General features: G+C 66.4%; 20 protein-coding genes. 17 read left to right on the top strand and 3 right to left on the bottom strand.

All coding sequences use genetic code 11. From position 1 onward, the window contains the following. Positions 1-126 precede the first annotated feature (126 nt). The 6 genes from ACEN9H_RS18325 (at position 127) to ACEN9H_RS18300 (ending at position 7,233) form a co-directional block, all read left to right on the top strand. Positions 127-1,644: a tryptophan halogenase family protein gene (locus ACEN9H_RS18325; RefSeq protein ID WP_413671549.1), complete on the top strand. Its 1,518-nt coding sequence runs from the start codon at positions 127-129 to the stop codon at positions 1,642-1,644. 111 nt (positions 1,645-1,755) lie between these two features. Continuing rightward, the gene (locus ACEN9H_RS18320; RefSeq protein WP_413671548.1) at positions 1,756-3,387 is read left to right on the top strand and encodes an alpha-L-fucosidase; all 1,632 of its coding nucleotides are present in this window, start codon (positions 1,756-1,758) and stop codon (positions 3,385-3,387) included. A gap of 2 nt (positions 3,388-3,389) precedes the next feature. Next, positions 3,390-5,384, top strand: coding sequence for a glycoside hydrolase family 97 protein (locus ACEN9H_RS18315; RefSeq protein WP_413671547.1), 1,995 nt, complete (start codon positions 3,390-3,392; stop codon positions 5,382-5,384). Then, complete coding sequence (locus ACEN9H_RS18310; protein ID WP_413671546.1) at positions 5,381-6,160, top strand: hypothetical protein; 780 nt, start codon at positions 5,381-5,383, stop codon at positions 6,158-6,160. Before ACEN9H_RS18315 ends, ACEN9H_RS18310 begins: the two co-directional genes overlap by 4 nt. Next, positions 6,130-6,276, top strand: a complete 147-nt coding sequence (locus tag ACEN9H_RS18305; protein WP_413671545.1) for a DUF5110 domain-containing protein — start codon at positions 6,130-6,132, stop codon at positions 6,274-6,276. Before ACEN9H_RS18310 ends, ACEN9H_RS18305 begins: the two co-directional genes overlap by 31 nt. A gap of 33 nt (positions 6,277-6,309) precedes the next feature. Beyond that, complete coding sequence (locus tag ACEN9H_RS18300) at positions 6,310-7,233, top strand: alpha/beta hydrolase (protein WP_413671544.1); 924 nt, start codon at positions 6,310-6,312, stop codon at positions 7,231-7,233. Positions 7,234-7,429: 196 nt separating this feature from the next. On the opposite strand, the gene ACEN9H_RS18295 is transcribed toward ACEN9H_RS18300, so the two are convergent. After that, positions 7,430-9,544, bottom strand: coding sequence for a beta-galactosidase (locus ACEN9H_RS18295; protein WP_413671543.1), 2,115 nt, complete (start codon positions 9,542-9,544; stop codon positions 7,430-7,432). Positions 9,545-9,859: 315 nt separating this feature from the next. On the opposite strand from ACEN9H_RS18295, the gene ACEN9H_RS18290 reads away from it, so the two are divergent. From ACEN9H_RS18290 to ACEN9H_RS18280, 3 genes are all read left to right on the top strand, one after another. Beyond that, positions 9,860-11,062: a helix-turn-helix domain-containing protein gene (locus tag ACEN9H_RS18290; RefSeq protein WP_413671542.1), complete on the top strand. Its 1,203-nt coding sequence runs from the start codon at positions 9,860-9,862 to the stop codon at positions 11,060-11,062. A 387-nt stretch (positions 11,063-11,449) separates the two neighbouring features. After that, on the top strand, positions 11,450-12,640 hold the full coding sequence (locus ACEN9H_RS18285; RefSeq protein WP_413671541.1) for a XylR family transcriptional regulator: 1,191 nt from the start codon (positions 11,450-11,452) through the stop codon (positions 12,638-12,640). A gap of 103 nt (positions 12,641-12,743) precedes the next feature. Next, entirely contained in the window at positions 12,744-13,610 is an 867-nt protein-coding gene (locus tag ACEN9H_RS18280) for a galactose-1-epimerase (protein WP_413671540.1), read from the top strand. A 36-nt stretch (positions 13,611-13,646) separates the two neighbouring features. Here the strand turns inward: ACEN9H_RS18280 and icmH are convergent, their stop codons facing one another. Together icmH and tssK are read right to left on the bottom strand one after the other, a co-directional pair. Continuing rightward, positions 13,647-14,411: a type IVB secretion system protein IcmH/DotU gene (gene icmH / locus ACEN9H_RS18275; RefSeq protein WP_413671539.1), complete on the bottom strand. Its 765-nt coding sequence runs from the start codon at positions 14,409-14,411 to the stop codon at positions 13,647-13,649. Positions 14,412-14,427: 16 nt separating this feature from the next. Beyond that, on the bottom strand, positions 14,428-15,777 hold the full coding sequence (tssK, locus tag ACEN9H_RS18270; RefSeq protein ID WP_371762772.1) for a type VI secretion system baseplate subunit TssK: 1,350 nt from the start codon (positions 15,775-15,777) through the stop codon (positions 14,428-14,430). A gap of 321 nt (positions 15,778-16,098) precedes the next feature. Between tssK and ACEN9H_RS18265 the strand changes: the two genes are divergently transcribed. Genes ACEN9H_RS18265 through tssH form a run of 8 tightly spaced genes read left to right on the top strand, consistent with a single transcriptional unit; the run spans position 16,099 to position 25,339 of the window. Then, entirely contained in the window at positions 16,099-16,707 is a 609-nt protein-coding gene (locus tag ACEN9H_RS18265; protein WP_413671538.1) for a hypothetical protein, read from the top strand. Positions 16,708-16,734: 27 nt separating this feature from the next. Then, positions 16,735-17,238 carry a type VI secretion system contractile sheath small subunit gene (gene tssB / locus ACEN9H_RS18260; RefSeq protein WP_056125843.1) on the top strand — a complete coding sequence of 168 codons (504 nt, stop codon included), beginning with the start codon at positions 16,735-16,737 and terminating at the stop codon, positions 17,236-17,238. Between the two features lie 2 nt (positions 17,239-17,240). Next, entirely contained in the window at positions 17,241-18,728 is a 1,488-nt protein-coding gene (tssC, locus tag ACEN9H_RS18255) for a type VI secretion system contractile sheath large subunit (RefSeq protein ID WP_371762774.1), read from the top strand. Positions 18,729-18,778: 50 nt separating this feature from the next. Continuing rightward, positions 18,779-19,273, top strand: a complete 495-nt coding sequence (locus ACEN9H_RS18250) for an Hcp family type VI secretion system effector (RefSeq protein WP_056125847.1) — start codon at positions 18,779-18,781, stop codon at positions 19,271-19,273. Positions 19,274-19,288: 15 nt separating this feature from the next. After that, entirely contained in the window at positions 19,289-19,783 is a 495-nt protein-coding gene (tssE, locus tag ACEN9H_RS18245; RefSeq protein WP_413671537.1) for a type VI secretion system baseplate subunit TssE, read from the top strand. Between the two features lies 1 nt (position 19,784). Beyond that, complete coding sequence (gene tssF / locus ACEN9H_RS18240) at positions 19,785-21,626, top strand: type VI secretion system baseplate subunit TssF (protein ID WP_413671536.1); 1,842 nt, start codon at positions 19,785-19,787, stop codon at positions 21,624-21,626. Then, a complete protein-coding gene (gene tssG / locus ACEN9H_RS18235) occupies positions 21,590-22,672 on the top strand; it encodes a type VI secretion system baseplate subunit TssG (RefSeq protein WP_413671535.1) in 1,083 nt (360 codons plus the stop codon). Before tssF ends, tssG begins: the two co-directional genes overlap by 37 nt. Positions 22,673-22,699: 27 nt before the next feature. Further along, entirely contained in the window at positions 22,700-25,339 is a 2,640-nt protein-coding gene (gene tssH, locus ACEN9H_RS18230) for a type VI secretion system ATPase TssH (protein WP_413671534.1), read from the top strand. The last annotated feature ends 143 nt before the right edge of the window (positions 25,340-25,482 follow it).

Below are 25,482 nucleotides of genomic sequence, written 5' to 3'. Positions count from 1 at the left end.
CGGGAGGCGTCGCCGCAAGCCAGCCGCCTTCTTGGCGGCCTTTTTTTTGCCGGCGGCCCGGGGCGGATGAGGTACACTTTCCGACCGTGCGCCGGCGGTTTTTGCGTTTCTGTACTGGAGAACACCATGTCCGACAAGGCCATCCGTAAAATCGTCATCGTGGGCGGCGGCACCGCCGGCTGGATGACCGCCGCGCCGCTGGCGCTCAAGCTGGGCGCGTCGTGCGAGATCGTCCTCGTCGAGTCGCCGGAGATCGGCACCGTCGGCGTCGGCGAATCGACGCTGCCGACGATCCGCTACTTCAACCACGCGCTCGGTATCGACGGCACCGACTTCGTGCGGCGCACGAAGGCCACGTTCAAGCTGGGCATCGACTTTTGCGACTGGGGTCATCTCGGCAACCGGTTCTTCCACGGCTTCAGCGATTTCGGCCCGACGATCGAGAACCGCCCGGCCTTCATGTACTGGCTGCGCCTCGCGCGCGACAACCCGGACATGCCGTCGTACGAGGAATGGTCGATCTCGACGGCGATGGCCCACGAGAACAAGTTCGTGCCGCCGCATGGCGACCAGCCCGGCCCCACCAATGCGTATTCGTACGGCTTCCAGTTCGACGCGGGCCTGTATGCCCTGTACTTGCGCGAGTACGCGATGGCGCGGGGCGTGCAGCGCGTCGAGGGCACGGTCGGCCACGTCGAGCAGCACCCGGAGACGGGCTTCATCACGGCGCTGCAACTGAAGGACGGCCGCCGCATCGACGGCGACCTGTTCGTCGACTGCACGGGGTTCCGCGGCCTGCTGATCGAGGGCGTGTACCAGTCAGGCTACGAGGACTGGAGCGCCATGCTGCCCTGTAACAGCGCCCAGGCCGTGCCCAGCGCGCTGGCCGACCAGCTCACGCCGTACACGCGCGCGACGGCGAAGCCGGCCGGGTGGCAGTGGCGCATCCCGCTGCAGCACCGCAACGGCAACGGCCACGTGTACTGCAACGCGTTCATGTCGGACGAGGAGGCGGGACGCGTGCTGCTGGACGGCCTGGACACCGAGGCGCTGGATACGCCGCGCCAGCTGCGCTTCACGACGGGCCGGCGGCGCAAGTCGTGGGTCAAGAACTGCGTGGCGGTGGGCCTGTCGAGCGGCTTCCTGGAACCGCTCGAATCGACCAGCATCAACATCATCGAACTGGCGGTCGGCTGGCTGATCCAGTATTTCCCGGACCGCGACTGCAATCCGGAACTGGCCGACGAATTCAACCGCCTCGTCGCGCAGCGCTACGAATTCGTGCGCGACTTCATCGTCCTGCACTACAAGCTGACCAACCGCACCGATTCCGAATTCTGGCGCTATTGCGCCGATATGCCGATCCCCGACACGCTGCAGCACCAGATCGACCTGTTCCGCAGCGCGGGCCGCATCACCATCTACGACCGCGAAGGCTTCCAGGCCGATTCGTACGCGGCTATCCTGCTGGGCCACGGCATCCGCCCCGAGCGGACCGACCCCCTGATCGACCGCATGGACCAGGCGCGCCTGCTGGATCACTTCCGCAAGGTGCACGCGACGATCCGGCAGGTGGCCGGCGCGATGCCGGGCCACGCCGCGCTCGTGGCGCAAATCACGGGCGAACCCATACGAAAATCGTAATGGCTTCTGGCAGATTTGATAATTGCGGGCGTCCGGGGCCACGGGCACCATCCCGTGGATAGTCGAAGAGCCGCCCCTCGAGCGGCCGTCACCCACCTTGGAAAGAAACCGATGAAACGACGTGAACTCTTGCAGCATATGGCGGCCGCCATCCCGGCGCTCGCCGTGTCCCCGTATGCCGGCGCCGCCGGCGCCCGCGTGCCGATGGCCACCGGTCCGTTCGAACCGACCTGGCCCTCGCTGTCGAAATACGAAACCCCGGACTGGTTCCGCAACGCGAAGTTCGGCATCTGGGCGCACTGGGGCCCGCAATGCGAGCCGGAACACGGCGACTGGTACGCGCGCGGCATGTACGAGGAGGGCAGCGACCACTATAAATACCACGTCGCGAAATACGGTCACCCGTCGAAGTTCGGCTTCAAGGACGTGATCCATCGGTGGAAGGCGCAGCGCTGGAATCCGGACGAACTCGTGGGACTGTACAAAAAGGCGGGCGCCAGGTACTTCGTCGCACTGGCGAACCACCACGACAACTTCGACCTGTACAAGAGCCGCTACCAGCCGGAGTGGAATTCGACGAAGCTGGGCCCGGGCAAGGACCTGATCGGCGGCTGGCGCGACGCCGCACGCAAGCACGGCCTGCGCTTCGGCGTGTCCGTGCACGCGGCCCACGCATGGAACTGGTACGAGACGGCGCAGGGCGCGGACAAGACTGGCCCGCTGGCCGGCGTGCCGTACGACGGCCGCCTGAAGAAGGCCGACGGCAAGGGCCAGTGGTGGAACGGGCTCGATCCGCAGGCGCTGTACGCGCAGAACCACCCGCTCAGCAAGGATGGCGGCAGCACCGACCAGCGCTGGGCATGGGGCGGCGGCGTGCTCCCGCCGGACAAGGCGTATGCGGACAAGCTGTACAACCGCACCGTCGACCTGCTCGACAACTACGACCCGGATCTCGTGTATTACGACGACACCGTGCTGCCCCTGTATCCGGTCAGCGACATCGGCATGCGCCTGGCCGCGCACATGTACAACCGCAGCGCCGCGAAGCACGGCAAGGTGCAAGCCGTCGTCAACGGCAAGATCCTCGACGAGGTGCAGCGCAAGTCGATGGTGTGGGACATCGAGCGCGGCCAGAGCCCGCGCATCGAACCGCTGCCGTGGCAGACCTGCACCTGCATCGGCAGCTGGCACTATGACCGCCGCATCTACGACAACAAGGCGTACAAGAGCGCACAGACGGTCGTGCACACGCTGATCGACATCGTCAGCAAGAACGGCAACCTGCTGCTGTCCGTGCCCGTGCGCGGCGACGGCACGATCGACGAGCAGGAACGCGGCATCGTCGAGGAAATCGGGCGCTGGATGGCCGTCAACGGCGAAGGCATCTACGATTCGCGCCCGTGGGCGCTGTACGGCGAAGGACCGGTGGCGGAGGCGGCCGCGGCGCCGATGTCCGGCCCCGGCTTCAACGAAGGCAAGGGCAAGCCGTTCTCCGGCGCCGACATCCGCTTCACGGCCGGCAAGGGCGCCGTGTACGCGTTCGTGATGGGCTGGCCGGACAACGGCACCGTGACCATCAAGTCGATGCGCGCGGGCGGCGAACACCTGAAGCAGGCCGTGTCCCGCGTCGAACTGGTCGGCGGCGGCGCGCTCGCGTTCCGCCAGACGCCGGAAGGCCTGCAGGTCACGCTCCCGCAGGCGAAGCCCGCACTCCCGTATGCAATCGCGTTGAAAGTGGCTTGAGCATGAAACGCGTACACCTGATCCCGGCGCTCGTCGCCGTTGCCGCGGCCCTGCCGGCGCACTCCGCCGCGCCGTACACGGTCGTCTCGCCCGACCACCGCACCCGCATCGAACTCACCGCCGCCGACGGCAAGCTGGAATACACGGTCATCCGCGACGGCGTCACGGTGATCGCACAATCGCCCCTCGGCCTGAGCACGACCGCGGGCGCGCTGGACGGCACCACCCTGCGCGTCACCGGCGTCGAGAACAAGACCGTCGACGAGACGTGGCGCCCGGTCGCCGGCAAGGCATCCAGCGTCGCGGACCGCTACAGCCAGGTCGAGCTGCAACTGGCCGGCAAGGACAAGCCGGTCAAGGTCAACCTCGTCGCCCGCGCCTACGACGACGGCGTCGCGTTCCGCTACGTGCTGCCGCGCCAGCAGGTGGCCGACCTGGGCATCAACGGCGAGGCCACGCGCTTCGACTTCCCGGCCGACTACCGCTGCTGGGGTTTCAATCCGGGCCGCTTCGACAGCTCGCATGAGGGCGAATTCGATCCCGTGCCGGCATCGACGATCCGGCCGCACCACACGTTCGACGCACCGCTCGTGTGCAAGACGGGCAACAGGAAGACCACGTTCGCCATCGCCGAAGCGGACAAGCGCGGCTATGCCGGCGCGTATTATTCCGGCCGCGGCGACGGCGGACTGGGCGTCGCGGTCGTGCTGGCGCCGCATTACGACGGCGATGTGCAGGTGCACGGTCCGGCCGTGCGCACGACGCTGGCCGACGCGCCGCTGTCCACGCCGTGGCGCGTGGTGATGGTGGCGGACACGCCGGGCGGCCTGACGCAATCCAGCCTGATCGCGACGCTGGGCAGCCCGTCGACGATCGCGGACACCAGCTGGATCAAACCGGGCAAGGCATCGTGGGACTGGTGGAACGGCTGGGCCGTCGACATGCCGGGCGCGGGCGTCAACACCGCGACCTATAAAGCCTATACCGACTTCGCGGCCAGCCTGGGCCTCGACTACATCCTGATCGACGAAGGCTGGTACGAAGGCAGTTCCGAACAACCGCTGCCATCCAATCCCCTGAAGCCGGTCCCCGCGATGGACATGCAGGCCATCATCAAGTACGCGAAGCAGAAGAACATCGGCGTGTGGGTCTGGCTGCAGTGGAAGCAGCTCGACCGCCAGATGGACGACGCGTTCGCGCTGTACGAATCGTGGGGCATCAAGGGCGTCAAGGTCGACTTCATGGACCGCACCGACCAGGACATGGTGGACTTCTACCACAAGATCCTGTCGAAGGCCGCGAAGCACCACCTGATGGTCGACCTGCACGGCGCGTATCCGCCGGACGGCCTCACGCGCACCTATCCGAACTACATGACGCAGGAAGGCGTGATGGGCGCCGAGTACAACAAGTGGAGCGCACGCGTCACGGCGACCCACAACGTGACCCTGCCGTTCACGCGCATGATCCTCGGTCCGATCGACTACACGCCGGGCGGCTTCCGCTCGATCGCGGCGAAGGACTTCATGGGCCAGCGCCGCAACGTCAAGCCGTTCGTGCAGACGACGCGCGGCCAGGCCGTCGCGATGTACGTCGTGTACGATTCGCCGTTCGGCATGGTGGCGGACAGCCCGGACGCCTACCGCAACGCGGACGGCTCCTGGGCCGACGGCGCGACGTTCATCGGCGCCGTGCCGACCACGTGGGACGAGACGCGCGTGCTGGACGGCGACATCGGCCAGTACATCGTGACCGCCCGCCGCAAGGGCAGCACGTGGTACATCGGCGCGATGACGAACGAATCTGCACGCACGGTCGACGTGCCACTGGACTTCCTGGCGCCGGGCGCGAATTATTCGGCCGCGATCCTGGAAGACGGCAAGGACCGCAACCACCTCGCTGCGCGCACCACCCGCGTGACGGGCAAGAGCCGGTTGAAGCTCAAGCTCGCCGGTTCCGGCGGTGCCGTGGTCACGCTGACACAAGCGGCACAATGATGCGGCGGCCGCTGCGGGCCGCGCTGGCGGCGTGCGTGCTGCTGCTGTGCCGGGACGCCGCGTTCGCGGCGATCCGGGACGTGCGCGAGTCCGGCAGCGGCATCGAATACCGGGTGGACGACACCCGCGTGAAGGTCGATTTCGTCACCGACCGCATCGTGCACGTCACGGCGACGCGCAACGGAGACTGGTCGACGTCCGCCCACCTCATGCGGGCGCCGGTCGCCGGCCGGCCGGGGGCGATCGCGGCCAGCGACGAGGGCGGCGCCCGCATCCTGCGTTCGGCGCAGGTGGGCGTCGCCGTGGACCGGACGACGGGCGCGCTCGCGTTCCGCAACGCGGCCGGCGCGGTGCTGCTGCGCGAGGACGATGCGGCGCCCCGTGCGTTCGAGCGGGTGGCCGTGTTCAAGTCGACGCCCGATCCCGCCACGGTGTCCACCGTCAGGACGGTCGACGGCGACCGGCAGGTGGCCACCAAATACGTGCAATCGAAGGACCGCGACGCCTGGAAAGCGACGGCGGGGTTCCGCCTGGGCGACGACGAAGCGCTGTACGGCCTGGGTTTCGACGAGACGGCGGACCTGAACCTGCGCGGCAAGACGAAGCGCCTGTACCAGCACAACCTGCGCATCGCTATTCCGTTCGTCGTGTCGACGCGCGGCTACGGCGTGCTGTTCGACACGTACAGCGCCATGACGTTCGCGAGCGTTGGGGCTATGAGCGCGGCGAATACGCGCTCACCGGCATGCACTGGGACGACGCGGCACGCAAGCTGACGATCGCGCAGCGCCGCGGCGGGTTCCCCGGCATGAAGGCGCGGCGCCGGTTCCAGGTCGTCATCGTCGGCCGGCAGGGCAAGGCGGCCGATCTCGTGTACGATGGCGGGCCGTGACAATCCAACAATAATCCATTCAGGAACCGAGACATGAAGATTCAGTTTGCCGCCGCCCTGGCGGTCGCCCTGCTGTGCACCGCCGCCCAGGCGCAGGACACCGACGTCAACGCCAAGGTCAGCGCAGAAACGGCGCGCGCCAACTTCGCGCGCACTATCGTCCTTGCAGCGGACGACGTGCGCGCGTTCGCGCCGCCGCCCGCCGGATTCGCGGATGCGCAGCCGGGCCGCGCGCAAGGGAAGGTGGAGACGTTCACGTACGCGTCCAGCGTCACCAACAAGCGCCGCACGGCGAACGTCTGGCTGCCGCCCGGTTACGACAGGTCGCACCGCTACCCGGTGCTGTACCTGTTGCACGGCATCGGCGGCAACCAGGACGAGTGGCGCGGCTATGTGCGCGCGCAGGACGTCCTCGACAACCTCGCGGCCGCCGGCAAGATCGTGCCGATGATCGTCGTGATGCCGAACGGCCGTGCGCTGGCGGACGACCGCTCGCCGCCGGAGAACAAGGTGTTCACGCCGGAAAACGCGGCCGGCTTCGCGCGCTTCGAGCGCGACCTGCTGGATTCGCTGATTCCCGCCGTCGACGCCGCGTATCCGACCTTGAAGGACAGCGCGCACCGGGCGATCGGCGGCCTGTCGATGGGCGGCGGGCAGGCGCTGAATTTCGGCCTGGGGCATCCGGAAGCGTTCAACTGGGTGGCGGGTTTCTCGCCGGCGCCGAACACGGAAGCGCCCGCGAAGCTGGCGGGCGAGGCGGCACAGGCGAAGGGCAAGCTGAAACTGGTGTATCTGTCGTGCGGCAACCGCGACGGCCTGATCAACGTCGCGCAGGGCGTGCACCGCCAGTTGCGCGAGCAGGGCGTCGCCCACGTGTGGAACGTGGACGGGTATGGGCATGACCGGGACAGCTGGGCGGAAAACCTGTATCACTACGCCCAGCTGCTCTTCCGTTAAGGAGCGTCGTAAAACCTGCTGCGCGTTGCACTGTTGCCCTGCGATGCTCGCTGTACTACTCGTACAGCTGCGCTTCTCGGACAACATTGCTGCCGCTCGCGACGGTTTTCCGAGGCTCCTTTTCAGTTAAGGAGCGTCGTAAAACCTGCTGCGCGTTGCACTGTTGCCGCTCGCGACGGTTTTCCGAGGCTCCTTTTCAGTTCTCTTCGACGATCGCGAGATCCCACGGCGCCAGCGTGACGGCCTCGTCGCCCTTGACGGCGCGGGACGTCAGCAGGTCAGTGCCGGTCTTGTGGCGGTACGTGAACGTCGCGGGATTGCCCGAGTAGTTGAAGTAATACCGGATCGTCTTGCCGAACCGGTTCACGCCCGTGCGCGCCTGGATGTGCGACGGCAGTTGCTGGTCCGGTCCGATCAGGCCCTTCTCCTGCAGCACCGATTGCAGCACGGCCTTCTGCAGCTTGTCCGACAAATACGTGCCCTCGTAGACGGCCTTGCCCGCGCCGAACTGGTTCGCCGTGATGGCCGGCCAGCGCCCGAAGAACGGGTGGTCGTACCAGGCGAGCGCCTTCGCCGTATCCAGCTGCAGGAATTCGGCCCAGTGGCGCACCTTGTTGTCGTCGCCGGCCTGGAACGGGTCGCCCTTCAGCGCGAGCGGCTGCGCGAGGTTCGAGAATTCCTGGTAGTGGAAGCCGAGCACCTGGCGCAGCGGGCCCGGGGCCATCGTCCAGCGCACCGCGGCGTTCTCGTTCGCGAAGCCGCTCTTGAAGCCCATCACGACGTGGCCGCCCTTGCGCACGAACTCGGCGATCCGCTGCAGCAGCGCGTCGTCCGCGATGTACAGCGACGGCACGACCAGGACCTTGTACGCGGACAGGTCGGCCGTGTCCGGGAACACGAAGTCGGTGCCGACGTTCAGGTCGTACAGCGCGCGGTGGATCTGGCGCACTTCCGAGCCGTAGTCGGCGTTGCTGCCCGCCGAGCCCCATTGCGACTGCTTCGCGAACGGCATGTCGTTGATCGCATTGAGCGAATCGCGGCTCCACAGGATCGCAACGTCGTTGCGGATGCGCAGGTCGACGAGGCGCTGGCCGATCTTCTGCAGTTCCTTGCCGGTGCGGCTCATTTCCGCGTAGGCGCGGTTCGGCTCGAGGTCGTGCGAGAGGACGCCTTTCCAGTACGTCTCCTGGTTCGCGTGGATCGACGCCCAGTGCCAGTATTCGACCATGTTGGCGCCGTTGGACAAATGCGTGTAGACGTCCTGGCGGAACTGGCCGTCGTACGGCGGGTACTGGAACGAGGAGCTCCAGTCGGTCGTCTGCGCGTTCGTTTCCGTGACGAGGAAGTTGCCGCGCTTGAGCGAGCGCGTGAAGTCGCCGTCGAGCTTCTGGGCGGCGCCGTTGTACTGGTCCTGCGTGCCCCAGTGGTAGATGTTCACGCCGGCGACGTCGAGCTTCTGCGCGACGGCGCTTTCGTTGACGTCGCCGTGCAGCGAGCCGGCGAAATCGTGCGTGACGAACTGGCGCGGGCCCGCGCATTCGCGCACGAGCTGCGCCTGCCAGTGCAGGAAGTCCGTCACGCGCATCTGGCTCCAGCGCGACCATTCCAGCTTGTAGCCCGTGCTCTGGGCGCCGTCCGGCCGGGGCAGGTCGGTCCACGAATGCAGATCCTGGCCCCAGTAGTTCAGGAACCAGGCGCGGCTGAGGTTTTCCGGCGTGCCGAATTTCTTTTCCAGGTAGTGCTGGAAGCGGATGAAGACGTCGTCGTTGGCGGCGCCGTAGCTGCCCGTCTCGTTGTCGACCTGCCAGCCGATGACGTTCGGGTTGTCCTTGTAATGCGCGGCGATGCGGCGGATCAGGCGCTCCGCGTAGAAGCGGTAGGCGGGGGCGTCCGTGTTCATGTTCTGGCGCATGCCGTACGTGTTCTTCGCGCCGTTGAACTTGGTCGCCAGGATTTCCGGATGCTGGCGCGCCATCCACGCGGGGATCGAATAGGTGGGCGTGCCCATGATGACCTTGATGCCGGCCTTGCCCATCGCGTCGACGACGCGGTCCATCCACGCCGTCTCGAAGCGGCCGTCCTCCGGCTCCCACAGGCTCCATGTCGATTCGCCCAGGCGCACGACGTTGAAGCCGGCCGCCTTGATCATCTGGACGTCCTTGTCCAGCCGCTCGTAGGGCATGTATTCGTGATAGTACGCCGCGCCGTACAGGACGGTCGGGAGGTCCGGCTGGGCCGCCGCCGCGGGGGCGCACGCGGCGCTCGCGAGTGCGCACGCCAGCGCGAGTGGGAGGAGTCTCCGAGGGAACATTCGTAGCCTTTCTTATGGATACAGGTCTGGATAATCATGCATTCTGACGTGTCGGGACAGGATCGGGCAATTACGAAATTCGCTTCCTGCCATACGATTTGTCGCAGGCGTCGATGCTGGGCAATTTCGTATGGCGTGCTGGCGTTTTTCACAATTGCGGCGGCGCGTCATGGCTTCCACAATAGCTGGGTAGTCTCCTACCGCCTGGCATGGTAGGTTTTACGGGGCGGCCCTGGGCCGCCCCTTTTTTTGCCATCGTATTGACCGGGCTGTTATGATCGGAGCGATCGAAGATCACTCAACGGCCGTACGACAATGCAAGAGTTTTACAAGAAGGCGCTGCTCTTTCTGATCGCACTGCTGGTCGTGGATGCGCTGCTTGCGGCCTTGTTCATTTTCATGAGCCAGCCGACCTATGCCTTGTCGCCCGTGCTCAGGGACGGCGTCCGCTGGGACCCCGTCGCCGTGTCCGACAAGGAGTTGGGCGGCACCTCGGCAGTCAGTCTGCGCAGTGCGGGACCCGGGGCGGTATCGTTCGACTACCGGCTCACGCACGGTGGCAAGTATCCGTTTGCCGGCACGCGGTTCATGGCCAAGGATGCGAAGGGCAACCTGGCCACGGTCGACCTGCGGGGATACGAGACCATCACGTTCACGGCGCGCTGCTCGCCCGCCTATCCGATGTTGCTGGGCATGACCGTGTTCGACGACAAGGTCTCGGTCCCGGGCCAGTACATCACCTACCGGTCGCCCGGTACGTTCTTTCCTTGTAACGAGCAGGGGGTGCCCGTGTCCATCGACATCCGGCGGCTGACCGTCCCCGACTGGTGGCTGTCGATGATGAAGCTGCCGCTGGCGTCCAAGGATTACAAGCTCGACAAGGTGGTGCAGTTTTCTTTCGGTTCGAGTTCGCAAACGCCATTCGACCGCGATGCGCACGTCGAAATCAGCAATATCAAATTGCACAGGCAGGATTACCGGTATATCGTCGCGCTCGCCGTGATTCTCGGGACGGGCTGGATTATGTTCGGCATCTGGTTTTTCCGGACCCACACGCGCACCCTGGCGGCCAGCCTGAATTCCAGGTTGAAAAAGGATTTACCGCTGGTCGCTTATCGCCAATTAACCGTGCAACCCTATCGGGACGAGGAAATGGCGACGGTCCTTAAATTCATTGCGACGAATTACACGAATCCTGAACTGGACCTGGAAGGCGTGGTGGCCGGCACCGGCGCCAACCGGAATAAAGTGAATGACCTGCTGAAAACGGAACTCGGCATGACGTTCACCGGTTATGTGAATAAATTACGGCTGACCGAAGCGGCGCGCCTGCTCACGGAAAAAAGCACCGCGACCGTGGCGGAAATCGCTTATTCGGTCGGCTATGGCAACGTGTCGTATTTCAACCGTTTGTTCAAGGAAGAGTACGGTTGCACGCCGAAGGCATTCCGGACGCTGGCACCCGACCAGCCGTCCTTCGACGCCGAGCCGCGGCCAAAAAAGGTGGGAAACGGCTGATCCAGCCTTCCACTCCCTGCAAAACTGATCGTACTTTTTGCACGGTGAAAGAAATCCACTTGCTGACGTTATAGGCGCCCCGGGGTGGGATCCTATTCTTGAGCTGAAGGGGCGCCGCCACCGGCACCCCGGCCAAGCTACGAGGAACCATCCCATGACTGCGCATGTCCCGTGCCCAACCCATTCCAGCCGCGCGCTCGCAACGAGCGCATTGTCCCGGCGCCTGGAAAACATGATCCATTGTTTGCCCCGATGCGCCGGGCATGGTGCTGCCTGATCTCCTTGTTGCTGCGTTATCTGTTTACCGAGCTGTTTACTAAACATGCCATACCGGGCCCGTTTGGCCCGGAAACAAAATAAAAATAGTTTCACAGGGAGACGACAACAGTGAAAACGACGAAAGCCTATCGGATAGCACTGCTATTCAACGGAAACAAAACCTTCGATCGCGAAGTGATTGCCGGAATTGCCGGCCATTTGGGCGGTACGCGCGTGGCCTGGGATTTATTTCTGGAAGAGGATTTCCGGCTGCGCCTGAATGGAATGGATCGCTGGCAGGGCGATGGCGTCATCGCCGATTTCGACGACCCGGCCGTCGTCCGGGCATTATCCGGCTGCACGGTGCCGGTGGTCGGCGTCGGCGGTTCCTATGGGAACGAGGACGCGTATCCGCCCGGCGTGCCGTATGTCGCGACCGACAATTTCAAGCTCGTCAAGCTGGCGCGCGACCACCTGATCGACGTCGGCCTGCAGCGCTTTGCCATGTTCAGCCTGCCCGAAGCGCAGGAAAGCCGCTGGGCGCAGGAACGCGAGTGCGCGTTCCGCACCCTGATGGCCGACGACCGGATGGAAGCGGAGATCTTCCGCGGCTGCGAGACCAGCGCGGCGTCGTGGGACGCGGCGGTGCAAGGCCAGATCGACTGGCTGCGCAGCCTGCCCAAGCCGGTGGGCGTCATCGCCGTCACGGACGCGCGCGCGCGCCAGCTGCTGCAGGCCTGCGCGATCGCCGGCATCTCGGTGCCGGAGCAGGTGGCGCTGATCGGCATCGACAACGACCCCCTCGTGCGCATGCTGACCCGCATCCCGCTCAGTTCCGTGATCCAGGGCGCGCACGAGATGGGCCGCACGGCGGCGCACCTGCTGGAGCAGATGCTGCACGGCGTGCGCCTGTCGAACACGCGCATCCTCGTGCCGCCGGCCGGCATCAACGTCCTCGCGTCGAGCCGCTTCCAGGCCGTCAAGCATCCGCACGTGATGCGGGCCTGCCACTACATCCGCCAGTACGCGTGCCAGGGCATCAAGACGCACCAGGTGGCGGAGTACGTCGGCGTGTCGCGCTCCTCGCTGGAAGTCTATTTCCGCCAGGAGCTGGGCTGCAGCGTGCACGACATGATCCTCAAGTCGAAGCTGGAAGCGGCCAAGGCGGGCCTGGAAAGCGGCGAACGCAGCATCGCGGACGTGGCGCTGGGCTGCGGGTTCACGTCCACGCAGTACATGCACCTCGTGTTCAAGCGCGAACTCGGGTGTACGCCGCGCGCTTGGCGCGACCGGGCGCTGGGCGAACGCACCGCCGCGTAGCATCGGCGAGAATCGTTCGGCCCGCTGGTGATTTTCGCAATTGAAACACAACGCGCGGGCCCGGAGAATGGCTTCCTATCGGAACTCGGGAAGCCAGACTGCAATGACGATCCACCTCATTCCGGGCGCCCCGGCCGTGTCGGCCGGCGAACGCTCGTTCATGCTCGAGAACGCGGCCGGCATGACCGTGACGATCGCCGAACGGGGCGCGCAATTGCGTGCCTGGGTCGCGCCGGACCGTTACGGCCGCATGGCCGATGTCGTGCAGCCGGACGTCGACGGCATCCCATCCGGCGGCCGCGCCGCGCGCTGGGAGGGGCGGCAGGCGAACGGCGTCGTGTCGCTGGCGCTCACCGCGGGCGGCGACGGGGCGGGGATGCTCGTGCATTACCGCCTGGACGACGACGGCGCCCTGTCGATCGAGTACCAGGCCGTGGCCGGCGTGCCGATCCCGCTCGCGTCGCTAGCGCATCCTTCCTTCAATCTCTCCGGCAGCCTGGCCGACGTGGGCGACCACATGGTGCAGATCGACGCCGACTATTTCGAGGAAACGGGGTCCGCCGGCACGCCCGCCGGCGTGGCCGCAGTGGGCGGGACGGCCTTCGACTTCCGCCAGGCCGCCGCCATCGGCCCGCGCCTGCACTGGACCGACACCCAGCTGCAGCGGGCTGGCGGCTTCGATCACTGCTTCTGCGTCCGCAACCACTTCGCCGGCGGCCAGGGTCAGCTGCGCGAAGTGGCCCGCGTGTTCGACCCGGCCTCCGGGCGCCGCCTGCAGCTCCACACGACCGAGGCGGCCGTGCGGTTCAGCAGCGGCGCAGGCGTCGCGGGCCAGCCGCGCCTGGACGCGTTCCGCGTCGAAGCCCACGCGCGGCCCGGCCTCATGAGCGCAGCGTGGCCGCGCGTGATGCTGCATCCGGGGCAGGTGTACCGGCAGACGACGGTCTACCGGTTGTCGTTGCAGGCATGATGTTGCGTAGGGCGGGCACCCGTGCCCGCGCGAACGTCACGGCAGCGTGATCGTGAGATTCGCCGCCCGCGGCGCCATCTTGACGACGTCGCTGTACGCATTCATGCGCGCCTCGCTCGTGTGCCCGAGCGACGTGCGCAGTCCCACGTAGCCCAGCACGCAGATCAGGCCGAACACCGAGTACAGCACCCACAGCGGCAGGTCGCTGCGCAGCTTGTGGCGGATCTGGTCGGGACGTTCCGCGTGCGGCGCGAAGCCGCCGCGCTTTCCCTTCATGTGCGCGATCTCGTCGCCCAGGCGCGACGTCAGGTAGTTCAGTTTTTCCGTCCCCTCCAGGATGTAGCGGCCCTGGAAGCCGAGCAGGAGGCACATGTGGAAGACTTCGAGCGCTTCCACGTGGGCGCTGCCGCGCGCGCGCAGCTGTTCCAGGCGCTCGAAGAAGTGTTCGCCCGCGAGCTGGTCGCCGAACAGCTGCAGCTGCAGCGGGCGGCGTTCCCACGCGTCGCGGATCGTGAAGTGCGAGCGCAGGATGATCTCGTCGACCGCGGCGCAGAACGCGTATTTCGCGGCGTCGACGTCGTCCGGCGACGCGTTGTGCTTGCGCGCGTTGCGGCCGAAGTCGTCGAGGAATTGCGTCATCTTGCGCGCGAACGCGGCGTCGTCCTGCGGGCCGTTGCCGTTCTTGAGCATGAACAGGGCATAGAAGCCGTCGTACATCAGGTCCAGCAGCGTCTGCGGCGCCGCCGGCGCGGACGCCGGGGTGCCGGCGGCCATGAGGGAAGGTGCGGTTGCGGTGGTCATGGAAGGTCTCTCGGGTTCAGGAGGTCACGGCGACGAGGTCGGGCTTCACGTCCGCCATGCTGCCGGGGACGTAGATCGAGATCGACTGCGCCTGCAGCATGCGCTCGTACATCTGGCCTTTCGCCTCGATGGCGAAGTAGACGGCGTCCGGCCGCACCGGCACGGCGGCCGGCACCTGCGGCGCGTGCACGAGCCGCACGCCGGGCATCGCGGACAGCACGAATTTTTCCACGTCGTCCGGCGCGCCGATCTTCAGCCGCAGCGGCACCACGTCCACCAGTTCGCTGGCCGGCAGGTCGCCGGACACGGCCAGGTAGAACGTGGTCTTGTCGTCGATTTTTTCCGAGTCCAGCATGCCGTGCCAGTACGACGGCTTCACTTCGCGCAGCGCGATGGCGAAGTAGCGCGACGAGATCACGGTGTCGAGCAGTTCGCGGATGATCTGGTGCAGCGTCGCGAACGCGGGGCCGGGGTCGGCGTGCTGGTACGGCGGCAGGTCGGCCAGGGTCCAGCTCTTCGAAAACGTCATCAGGCTGCCCGCCAGCGACAGCAGTTGTTCGTACAGCCGCTCCGGATGCAGCGCCGGATTGTGGAAGTAGTGCGACAGGCTCGCGCACGCCGTGCTGGCCGTGTGCAGCAGCCAGAACGACGACATGTCGCCCGAGCGGAACTCGATCACGTGCCGGCTCGGTTCGCGGTGGTGGCCGTACAGCGCACTGACCTTCGCCTGCAGCGCATCGACCAGCCGGCGCAGCTGAAGGAACAGCAGAGGCGCGCTCCTGATCGTCAGGCTGGGCGGCACGAACGAGCCATCCAGCTCGAAGCCGCCGGTGGCCGCGCGGCGCAGGCGCAGCACGGGCACGTGCACGTACGCGTCCAGCGGCTCGCCGTCCGACACGAGGCGCACCGTCTTGCGCAGATACGTCAGCTGCGCGCTCGCGGCCTGCGTGTACAGGTCCGGCGTGTCGCGGTCCAGCTGCGCGAAGCGCGCGGTGTGCGCGCCGTCGCCGTCGGTCCGGTGGCCGCTGAAGTTCGCGCCGTACGGCTTGAAGCCGGGCAGGGCGGCGTGCCACGTCACGGTCTGCACGGATTGCGGCAGCTGGCTCAGGTCGACGGCGTCCGGCAGATCGTCGCCGCCGGGCGCGGAATACAGCTCGCCGTCGGGAAAACGCACCGACAGTTCGAGCAGGCGCAGCGCGTCGTTGGCCAGCGCGTCGCGGTCGACCTGGACCGCGACGACGCCCCAGGCATACGGATGCAGCAGGCCCGCCGTGCGGTGCAGCCGATCCTCATGGTACCGGTCCTGTTGCTGGAAATGCTGGGGGCGGAGGAACAGTCCTTCGCCCCATAAGATTTTGCCGCTCATGCGTTGGTTATCCCCTGGCGCTGCTGAAAATGAAAATGGCAGAACAGTAACATTTCTTACGGAAACGTAGCGCACGATTATGACACAAATTTTCTTTGTGATAATTCGTGATATTTCTTTGGCATAACGTGAGATGCCGTCAGGTTATAAGGCAAATCATTGGGAAATAGTGGAAATTGGTGAGCATTTCACTCGTCAGAGACCCGCGTACGATTGTAAATAAAATTGAGGTTGATCAATAAAACAATTCTGATACTATAAAAAAAGTTTTACAAAGTTAATACCAAGGCATCACTTAGTTCACCCTTTGCGAGGACCCGCATGACCCCTGCATTTCCCGTTGGCCGCTTGAGCCGTTTCGTTGGCGCCGCCGCCTGCGCCATCCTTCTTTCCGCTTGCGCGACGACGAAGCCGGAGCTGGCCGAGAAGCCGCCCGCGCCCACGATGGACGAGCTGCTCGCCAAGGCCACCGAGGCCAGCACCGCCGGCCGCAAGGAAGACGCGGTCACGCTGTGGAAGGAGGCGGCCGCCGCCTACCCGGCCGACAAGGCGCCGTGGTCCAGCATCGCCCAGACCCGCTACGACGCCGGCCAGTACGGGGAAGCGATCGTCAGCGCCCAGGAAGTGCTGGTGCGCGATCCGAACGACCGCCTGGCCAACAGCATCATCGCCATCAGCGGCCTGCGCCTGTCGACGCGTGCGCTGGCCGACCTGAGCCGCCAGAACAACCTGTCCGGCTCGATCAAGACCGAGTCGCAGGACCTGGCCAAGCTGCTGCGCGAGAGCCTGGGCGAGCAGGTCCTCGTGCCGGCGCCGGTGCAGGCCACGCCGCCGGCGAAAGCCGTCGCGAAGGGCCGCGCCAGGTCGAAGGCGAAACAGGCGGTCGCCGCCGGCGCGTCCGGTGCCGATCCGTTCGGCGCACTGAAATAACGTCCGAAACAACCACAGGGGAATCCCATGTCCAGAAATTCCAGCGTGCAGAAAAAACTGCAGAAAATCCGCCCGCCGCGCGTGCAAATGACGTACGACGTCGAGATCGGCGATGCGATCGAGAACAAGGAGCTGCCGCTGGTCGTCGGCGTCGTCGGCGATTTCGGCGGCAACTCCGAAGTCCCGCAAAAGCGCCTGAAGGAGCGCAGCTTCGTCGGCATCGACCGCGACAACTTCGACGAAGTCATGAAGGGCGTCGAACCCCGCGCCACGTACCGCGTGAACAACGAACTCACGGGCGAGGGCGGCCAGTTCGCCGTCGACCTCACGTTCCGCTCGATGGACGACTTCCGTCCCGAGTCGGTCGTGAACCAGGTCGAGCCGCTGAAGAAGCTGCTCGAGGCCCGCACGAAGCTGGCCGACCTGCGCAACAAGCTGGCCGGCAACGACAAGCTCGAAGACCTGCTCAACGACGTGTTGAACAGCACCGAAACCCTGGCCAAGCTGGGCCAGCCGACGACGAAAGAGTGATCATGTCCGCACTCCAGAACGCGGCCCTCGCGGCCGACACTCCCCTCGCAGCCGAGGCCGACCTGCTCGACCAGATCGTCGAGCAGAGCAAGGTGGCGAAATCCAGCGCCGAGCATGCGCGCGCCCGCGACCTGATCGCGGAACTGGTCAACCAGGTCATGGACGGCACGGTCGTCGTGTCCGACAACCTGGCCGCCACCATCGACGCCCGCGTGGCGGAGCTGGACCGCCTGATCTCCGCGCAGCTGTCGGCCGTGATGCACGCGCCGGAATTCCAGAAGCTGGAGTCCAGCTGGACGGGCCTGAACTACCTCGTCAACAACACGGCGACGGGTCCGAACCTGAAGGTCAAGATGCTCAACGCGACCAAGCGCGAGCTGGTGAAGGACTTCCAGAGCGCCATCGAGTTCGACCAGAGCACCATGTTCCGCAAGGTCTACGAAGAAGAATTCGGCACCTTCGGCGGCGCGCCGTTCGGGGCGCTGCTGGGCGACTTCGAGATCACGCGCCAGCCGGAAGACATGTATTTCATCGAGCAGATGTCGCACGTGGCGGCCGCCGCGCACGCGCCGTTCATCTCGGCCGCGTCGCCCGAGCTGTTCGGCCTCGAAAGCTATTCCGACCTCGGCAAGCCGCGCGACCTGTCGAAGATTTTCGACACCGTCGAATACGCGAAGTGGAAGGCGTTCCGCGAATCGGAAGACGCGCGCTACGTGGGTCTCACCTTGCCGCGCTTCCTCGGCCGCCTGCCGTACAACCCGGCCGACGGCGCCACCACCGAAGGCTTCAACTACGTCGAGGACGTGGACGGCACCGACCACCACAAATACCTGTGGTGCAACGCGGCCTACGCGTTCGGCACCAAGCTGACGGGCGCGTTCGAGGACTACGGCTGGTGCGCGGCGATCCGCGGCGTGGAAGGCGGCGGCCTCGTGGAAAACCTGCCGACGCACACGTTCAAGACGGACGAAGGCGAGATCGCGCTGAAATGCCCGACCGAGATCGCCATCACCGACCGCCGCGAGAAAGAGCTGTCGGACCTCGGCTTCATCTCGCTCGTGCACTGCAAGAACACGGACTACGCGGCCTTCTTCGGCGCGCAGTCGGCGCAGAAGGCGCGCAAGTACGCGAGCGACGCCGCCAACGCGAACGCCGTGCTGTCGGCCCAGCTGCAATACATCTTCGCCGTCTCGCGCATCGCCCACTACATGAAGGCCATGATGCGCGACAAGATCGGCAGCTTCGCCGCCGCGGCCAACGTCGAGGACTTCCTGAACCGCTGGCTCACGCAGTACGTCCTGCTGGACGACAACGCGAGCCAGGAGCAGAAGGCGCAGTTCCCGCTGCGCGAAGCGAGCGTGCAGGTGCAGGAAGTGCCGGGCCGTCCGGGTGTCTACCGTGCCGTCTCGTTCCTGCGTCCGCACTTCCAGCTCGACGAACTGTCCGTGTCGCTGCGCCTCGTCGCGGAACTGCCGGCATCGGCCACCTGATCAACTTTGTAGTCCCCCCGTATCAACTGAACTGAAAGGAAAAACACAACATGGCAATCGACGTCTACCTGCAAATCGACGGCATCAAAGGCGAGTCCGCCGACACTGCACACAAGGACTGGATCGAAGTCAAGAGCGTCCAGTGGGAAGTCCTGCAACCGAAATCGGCCACCGCGTCGACCGGCGGCGGCCACACCGCCGAGCGCACCGAGCACAAGGACATCGTCGTCTCGAAGCTGGCCGACCTGGCCACCCCGATCCTGCTGCAGACCTGCTCGTCGGGCAAGACCATCCCGAAAGCGAAGTTCGAGTTCCTGCGCGCCGACGGCCAGGGCGAGCGCGTCAAGTACTTCGAGATCGAACTGGAGAACGTCCTGATCTCCAGCGTGTCGCCGTCCGTCGAGCAGGGCAACATCCTGACCGAAGACGTGTCGATCAAGTACTCCAAGGTGAAATGGAAGTACACCCAGCAGAAGGTCAACGGCGGCACGGGCGGTAACACGTCGGGCGGCTGGGACCTGTCGGCCAACAAGATCGCGGCCTGATAGCGCGCCGGCACGATGTCCGCCAAAGGATTCATGCCGGGCCTGTTCGATCGCCTGATCGACCGTCCTGGCCAGGCCCAGACGGGCACCGTGCCGCGCGTCTCGCTCGAGGAAATCAAGGATTCGGTGGCGCGCGACCTGGAGGCGCTGCTGAATACCCGCGCCGTGATGCCGGAAGATGCATTCCGGCGCTTTCCCGAATGCGCGCGGTCCATCGTCGCGTACGGCCTGCACGATTTCGCGGGCCTGTCGCTGTCGAGCACCGACGACCGCGCCTTCATCTGCCGCAGCCTGGAAGCGGCGATCGCGCGCCATGAACCGCGCCTGCGCAACGTGCAGGCCAGGCTCGAACTGCGCGACGATGCCGTCAACCGCCTGAATTTTTCGATCACCGCGCTGATGGTCGTGAGCGCGGCGCACGAGCCGGTCAACTTCGACGCCGTGCTGCAGCCCTCCAGCCAGCATTACACCATCAGCAAGGCCCGCCGTGCGGCGGCGCCGGGAGCCTGAGTTGGACCAGTTATTACCGTATTACGAGCAGGAGCTCGGTTTCCTGCGCCGCCATTCGCGCGAATTCTCCGAGCGCTACCCCAGGATCGCCGGCAAGCTGCTCATCGGCGGCGAAGTGTGCGAAGACCCGCACATCGAACGCATGATCGAATCGTTCGCGCTGCTGAATTCCCGCATCGCCAAGCGCCTCGACGACGACTACCCCGAATTCACCGAAGCGCTGCTCGACGTCCTGTACCCGCACTACCTGCGCCCGTTCCCGTCCTGCTCGATCGCGCGCATGGATTTCGGCGGCGCCGCCGCGCAGCCCGGCGCCGCCGGCGAGATCCCGCGCGGCACGCAGCTCGCGACGCGCCCCGTGCGCGGCGCGCCGTGCACGTTCCGCACCGCATACCCCGTGACGGTGGCGCCGCTGGACCTGGCGCGCGCCCGCTTCGACGCCATCCTCGACGCGCCCGACGCCGTGCGCCCGCCGCCGCAGGCGACATCGAAGCTGTCGATCACCTTGGCCGCCACGGGCGCGAATCCGATCGCGGGCCTGAAGCTGGCGAGCCTGCGCGTGTTCATCGACGGCGAACCGTCGTTCTGCGCCGCACTGCGCGACGCGCTGTTCATGCGCGGCGTGTGCGCGTACGCGGAGGCCGACGGCAACGGGCGCTGGGTCCCGCTGGCCAGGATTCCGCTGCAGCCGGCCGGCTTCGGCGACGACCAGTCGCTGATCGATTTCCCGGCCCGCTCGCACACGGCGTACCGCCTGCTCACCGAATATTTCTGCTTTCCCGAGAAGTTCAACTTCTTCGACATCGACCTGGCCGCATTGACGGCCGCGCTGCCGGCGGGGACGCGCACCATCACCTTGCACCTGGCGTTGAGCGGCCTGCGCGCCGATTCGAACGCGGCCCGCATGCTCGGCACCCTGTCCGCCACGAACCTGCTGCTGGGCTGCACGCCGGTCGTGAACCTGTTCCGCCAGCGCGGGGAACCGATCCGCCTGACGCACACGACGGCCAGCTATCCGGTGCTGGCGGACGCGCGCCGCGCCTTCGCGTTCGAGGTGCAATCGATCGACAGCGTGCGCCTCGTGCGCCAGACGCCGCAGGGCGAATCCATCGTGGAATTCCGGCCGTTCTATTCGCTGCGTCACGGCCAGATGCCCGACAAGAGCGGCCATTACTGGATCATGCGGCGCGACCCGCTGCTGGCCGAACGCAGCCCCGGCTACGAAACCCAGATCTCCCTCGTCGACATCGATTTCGACCCGGCCGAGGTGGAGACGGACACGCTGAGCATCGAGCTCACGTGCACCAACCGCGACCTGCCCGCGCTGCTGTCGTACGGCGTGCGCGGCGGCGACCTGTTCATCGAGGGCGGATCGACGGTGCAGTCGATCAGCTTCCTGCGCAAGCCCACGCCGTCGTACCGCTTCGAGCGCGGACGCGGCGCGCACTGGCGCCTGATCTCGCACCTGTCGCTGAATCACCTGTCGCTGTCGGGCGGCGGCATCGCCGCGTTTCGCGAGATGCTCACCCTGTACGACCTGCCGCGCTCACCGTCGACGCAGCGCCAGATCGGCGGCATCCTCGCCGTCGAGCACCGGCCCGCGACCGCCTGGCTGCCGGGGAATCCGTTCGCCTGCATGGTGCGCGGCATCGAGGTGCGGTTGACGATCGACGAGGAAGCCTTCGTCGGCAGCGGCGTCGACGCGTTCGCCCACATCGTCGAACGCTTCCTCGGCCTGTACGTGCACGCCAACAGCTTCACGCAACTCGTGATCATTTCCAACAAGACCGGAGGAGAGCTGCTGCGATGCACGCCCCGAAGCGGCGATTTGAGCCTGCTGTAATCGAGCGGCTGTTCGCGCAGCCGTACCGCTTCCAGTATTTCCAGGCCGTGCGCATGATCGAGCTGTGGCTGCGCAAGCGCGGCATGGCGGAAGAGGGCGCGCTGGCGAACTTCCTGCGGTTTACCAATTCGACCTCGCTCGCCTTCCCGGCCAGCGAGATCGAGGCGCTGCATGCGGAACCGCGCACGGTCGCGCCGAACAGCGCCGCCCTGGCCGCCGCGCTGCAGTCGCAGGAGCTGAGGTATGTGCGCCTGACGCCCACGTTCATGGGCCTGCTGGGTTCGAGCGGCGCCTTGCCCGCCCATTACACGGAGCGGGTGGCCGCGCAGCAGATCGCCGAACGGGACGACGGCCCGCGCGCCTTCCTCGACACGTTCTCGACCCGCACGCTGGCCCTGTTCTACGAGGCGTGGCGCAAGTACCGGCTGGAGCTGAAATACGGCGGCCGCAAGGACGGCTTCCTGCCGCTGCTGCTGTCGCTGGCGGGCATGGGCCACACGGCGCTGCGGCGGCGCCTGTCCGACCATGGCGACGGCGTGCTGGATGAAACCGTCGCCTACTTCGCCACCGCGATGCGCCAGCGGCCCGCGTCCAGCGTGCAGATCGCGCGCGTGTTGTCCGAGTACTTTGGCCAGCCCGTGCGCGCCGAACAGTTCATCGGCCGCTGGTACGACGTGCCGGCCACGCAGCAGACGGCGCTGGGCCTCGGCAACGCCACGCTGGGCGGCGGCGCCATGGCCGGCACGCGCGTGTGGCAGCGCGACCTGCGCCTGCGCCTCGTCATCGGCCCGCTGGACCTGCCGTCCTACGAAGCCTTCCTGCCGGGCGGCCGCGCGGCGCGCGCGCTGGGCAACATGGTGACCATGTTCACGGGGCTGTCGCTCGAATACGAAGTGCAGCTCGTGCTGCGCGCGGACGAGGTGCGGGGCAGCACGCTGTCCGGCACGCGGACCACGGGCGGCCGCCTGGGCTGGGATGGCTTCCTCGTCGACGGCCCCCAAATACAAGACCGCGCCGACGTGCGCTATGAGATTCACGCAAACTGAGACATGCCAACTGAAAGAGGACACGCGATGAGCATCAACCTGAAAACCCTGATCGGCAAACTGGACGACACCTGCCGCGCGGCCGCCACGCGGGCGGCCGGCCTGTGCGTGTCGCTGGGACAGTACGAGGTCGACATCGAGCACCTGCTCCTCGCGCTGCTGGAACAGCCGGCCTGCGACGTGGCCGTCATCGCGCGGCGGTGCGGCGTGTCGATCGAGCGGCTGGAAGCGGACCTGCAGGCGGAAGTGGCCGGCTTCAGGAGCGGCAACACGCGCACGCCCGTGTTCTCGGAGCGCCTGCCGAAGCTGTTCGAACACGCGTGGCTCATCGCATCGCTCGACCTGCGCGCGGGCCAGCAGGCCGGCATCCGCAGCGGCCATCTGCTGCAGGCGCTCCTGAGTTCTCCCGAGCTGTCGCAGCTGGCCCACCGCGTGTCGCCGCAGTTCGCGCAATTCGACCTGGACCGGATAAAACACCATTTCGACGACGTGACGGCCGGCTCCGACGAAGCACCGGCCGTCGCCGCGGCGCCCGTGCAGGGCGAGGGCGGCGACCCCGTGGGCGAGCTGCAGCGCCAGGGACCGTCGAAGACGCCCGCGCTGGACCAGTTCACGACGAACCTCACGCAGCGCGCGCGCGACGGCAAGGTCGACCCGGTGATCGGCCGCGACGCGGAAATCCGCCAGCTCGTCGACATCCTCATGCGCCGCCGCCAGAACAACCCGATCCTGACGGGCGAGGCGGGCGTCGGCAAGACGGCCGTGGTGGAAGGTCTCGCACTGCGCGTCGCGACGGGCGACGTGCCGGAGGTGTTGCGCGGCGTGGAAATCCACGTGCTGGACCTGGGCCTGCTGCAGGCCGGCGCCAGCGTGAAAGGCGAGTTCGAGAACCGCCTGAAGAACACCATCGACGAAGTGAAAAAGAGCCCGCACCCGATCATCCTGTTCATCGACGAGGCGCACACGATGATCGGCGCGGGCGGCCAGGCGGGCCAGAACGATGCGGCGAATTTGCTGAAGCCCGCGCTGGCACGGGGCGAACTGCGCACCATCGCGGCCACCACGTGGAGCGAGTACAAGAAATATTTCGAGAAGGATCCCGCGCTGGCGCGCCGGTTCCAGGTCGTGAAGGTCGAGGAGCCGAGCGAGGAACTGGCGTGCGCGATGCTGCGCGGGATGGCGCCGCTGATGGAGAAGCATTTCAATGTCCGCATCCACGACGAGGCCATCACGGAAGCCGTGCGCCTGTCGCACCGCTACATCAGCGGCCGCCAGCTGCCGGACAAGGCCATCGGCGTGCTGGACACGGCGTGCGCGAAAGTGGCGCTGGGCCGCGACGCGGCGCCGGCCCGCATCGAAGACCTCACGCGCCAGCTGGAGCGCCTCGATGCCGAACGCGCGGCGCTTGAGCGCGAGCAGGCGGCGGGCGAGGGCGCGCACGATGCGCGGCTGGGCGAACTGTCCGCGGCGCGCGCTGGCGCCGAAGACGAACTGGCCACGTTGCGGGCGCGCTGGGAACGCGAGCGCGATCTCGTGGGCCGCATCCGTGACATGCGCGTAGGCGACATGCGCGTAGGCGAGGCTGCCGACGCGCGCGGCCTGCGCGACGAACTGAAGGCCGTGCAGGACGAGACGCCGCTCGTGCCGCTGCAGGTGGATGGCCACGTGGTGGCCGGCATCGTCGCCGGCTGGACCGGCATCCCGCTCGGCAAGATGGTCAAGGACGAGATCCGCACGGTGCTGAATTTGCAGGGCCTGCTGGAGCAGCGCGTGCTGGGCCAGTCGCATGCGATCGACGCGGTCGCGCAGCGCGTACGCACGGCGCGCGCGAACCTCGACGATCCGAACAAGCCGCAGGGCGTATTCCTGTTCGTGGGCCCGTCCGGCGTCGGCAAGACCGAGACGGCGCTGGCGCTGGCCGACGTGCTGTACGGCGGCGAACGCAAGCTCGTCACCATCAACATGAGCGAATACCAGGAAGCGCACAGCGTCTCGGGCCTGAAAGGCTCGCCGCCGGGCTACGTGGGCTATGGCGAGGGCGGCGTGCTGACGGAGGCCGTGCGCCGCAACCCGTACAGCGTCGTGCTGCTCGACGAAGTGGAAAAGGCCCACCCGGACGTGCTGGAGCTGTTCTTCCAGGTGTTCGACAAGGGCGTGCTGGACGATGCGGAAGGCCGCGAAGTCGATTTCCGCAACACGCTCATCATCCTCACGTCGAACGTCGCGTCGAGCACCCTGATGCAGGCCTGCCTGAACAAGGATCCGCAGGACGTGCCGTCGGCCGAGGAGCTGGAAGCGCTGATCCGCCCGGCGCTCGTCAAGCAGTTCAAGCCGGCGTTCCTGGGCCGCCTGAAAGTCGTGCCGTTCTATCCGATCCCGGACGACGTGCTGGCGGACATCATCGAACTCAAGCTTGGACGCATCGGCCGGCGCGTGGCCGCCAACCACAAGGCGGCGTTCGCGTACGACGAATCGCTCGTGGATGCGGTGCTGGCCCGCTGCACGGAAGTCGATTCCGGCGCGCGCAACGTTGACAACATCCTCAACGGTACCTTGCTGCCGCAGATTGCCGAGGCCGTGCTGGCGCGCATGGCGGAAGGGGCCGCGATCGAGCGCATCGCGGTGGGCGCCGACGGGAACGGCGATTTCACGTACGCGATCGCGTAACGAGGAGGGGCGGGCCGAGATATCGATATCGATATCGATAACAAACGGAGGGTGATCGGTGCCGTGATGCGCCGCACCAAATTTCGTCTCTCTCGGCCCGTGTTAGCGATAACGCCCGTACCTAGCGTATCTTCTTCGCATCA

This window comes from Massilia cellulosiltytica (genome assembly GCF_047325105.1).
Taxonomy (GTDB): Bacteria; Pseudomonadota; Gammaproteobacteria; order Burkholderiales; family Burkholderiaceae_D; genus Telluria; species Telluria orientalis.
This window is presented reverse-complemented; position numbering and strand designations above follow the sequence as displayed.

What these genes read in the sequence shown, in the direction of transcription:
- tssB (WP_056125843.1), top strand. Translation starts at nt 16,735, where the DNA reads ATGTCCAGAAATTCCAGCGTGCAGAAAAAACTGCAGAAAATCCGCCCG.
- ACEN9H_RS18290 (WP_413671542.1), top strand. Translation starts at nt 9,860, where the DNA reads ATGCAAGAGTTTTACAAGAAGGCGCTGCTCTTTCTGATCGCACTGCTG.
- tssE (WP_413671537.1), top strand. Translation starts at nt 19,289, where the DNA reads ATGTCCGCCAAAGGATTCATGCCGGGCCTGTTCGATCGCCTGATCGAC.
- ACEN9H_RS18305 (WP_413671545.1), top strand. Translation starts at nt 6,130, where the DNA reads ATGCACTGGGACGACGCGGCACGCAAGCTGACGATCGCGCAGCGCCGC.
- tssC (WP_371762774.1), top strand. Translation starts at nt 17,241, where the DNA reads ATGTCCGCACTCCAGAACGCGGCCCTCGCGGCCGACACTCCCCTCGCA.
- tssH (WP_413671534.1), top strand. Translation starts at nt 22,700, where the DNA reads ATGAGCATCAACCTGAAAACCCTGATCGGCAAACTGGACGACACCTGC.
- ACEN9H_RS18320 (WP_413671548.1), top strand. Translation starts at nt 1,756, where the DNA reads ATGAAACGACGTGAACTCTTGCAGCATATGGCGGCCGCCATCCCGGCG.
- ACEN9H_RS18265 (WP_413671538.1), top strand. Translation starts at nt 16,099, where the DNA reads ATGACCCCTGCATTTCCCGTTGGCCGCTTGAGCCGTTTCGTTGGCGCC.
- ACEN9H_RS18250 (WP_056125847.1), top strand. Translation starts at nt 18,779, where the DNA reads ATGGCAATCGACGTCTACCTGCAAATCGACGGCATCAAAGGCGAGTCC.
- ACEN9H_RS18280 (WP_413671540.1), top strand. Translation starts at nt 12,744, where the DNA reads ATGACGATCCACCTCATTCCGGGCGCCCCGGCCGTGTCGGCCGGCGAA.
- tssG (WP_413671535.1), top strand. Translation starts at nt 21,590, where the DNA reads ATGCACGCCCCGAAGCGGCGATTTGAGCCTGCTGTAATCGAGCGGCTG.
- icmH (WP_413671539.1), bottom strand. Translation starts at nt 14,411, where the DNA reads ATGACCACCGCAACCGCACCTTCCCTCATGGCCGCCGGCACCCCGGCG.
- ACEN9H_RS18300 (WP_413671544.1), top strand. Translation starts at nt 6,310, where the DNA reads ATGAAGATTCAGTTTGCCGCCGCCCTGGCGGTCGCCCTGCTGTGCACC.
- tssK (WP_371762772.1), bottom strand. Translation starts at nt 15,777, where the DNA reads ATGAGCGGCAAAATCTTATGGGGCGAAGGACTGTTCCTCCGCCCCCAG.
- ACEN9H_RS18315 (WP_413671547.1), top strand. Translation starts at nt 3,390, where the DNA reads ATGAAACGCGTACACCTGATCCCGGCGCTCGTCGCCGTTGCCGCGGCC.
- ACEN9H_RS18295 (WP_413671543.1), bottom strand. Translation starts at nt 9,544, where the DNA reads ATGTTCCCTCGGAGACTCCTCCCACTCGCGCTGGCGTGCGCACTCGCG.
- ACEN9H_RS18310 (WP_413671546.1), top strand. Translation starts at nt 5,381, where the DNA reads ATGATGCGGCGGCCGCTGCGGGCCGCGCTGGCGGCGTGCGTGCTGCTG.
- ACEN9H_RS18325 (WP_413671549.1), top strand. Translation starts at nt 127, where the DNA reads ATGTCCGACAAGGCCATCCGTAAAATCGTCATCGTGGGCGGCGGCACC.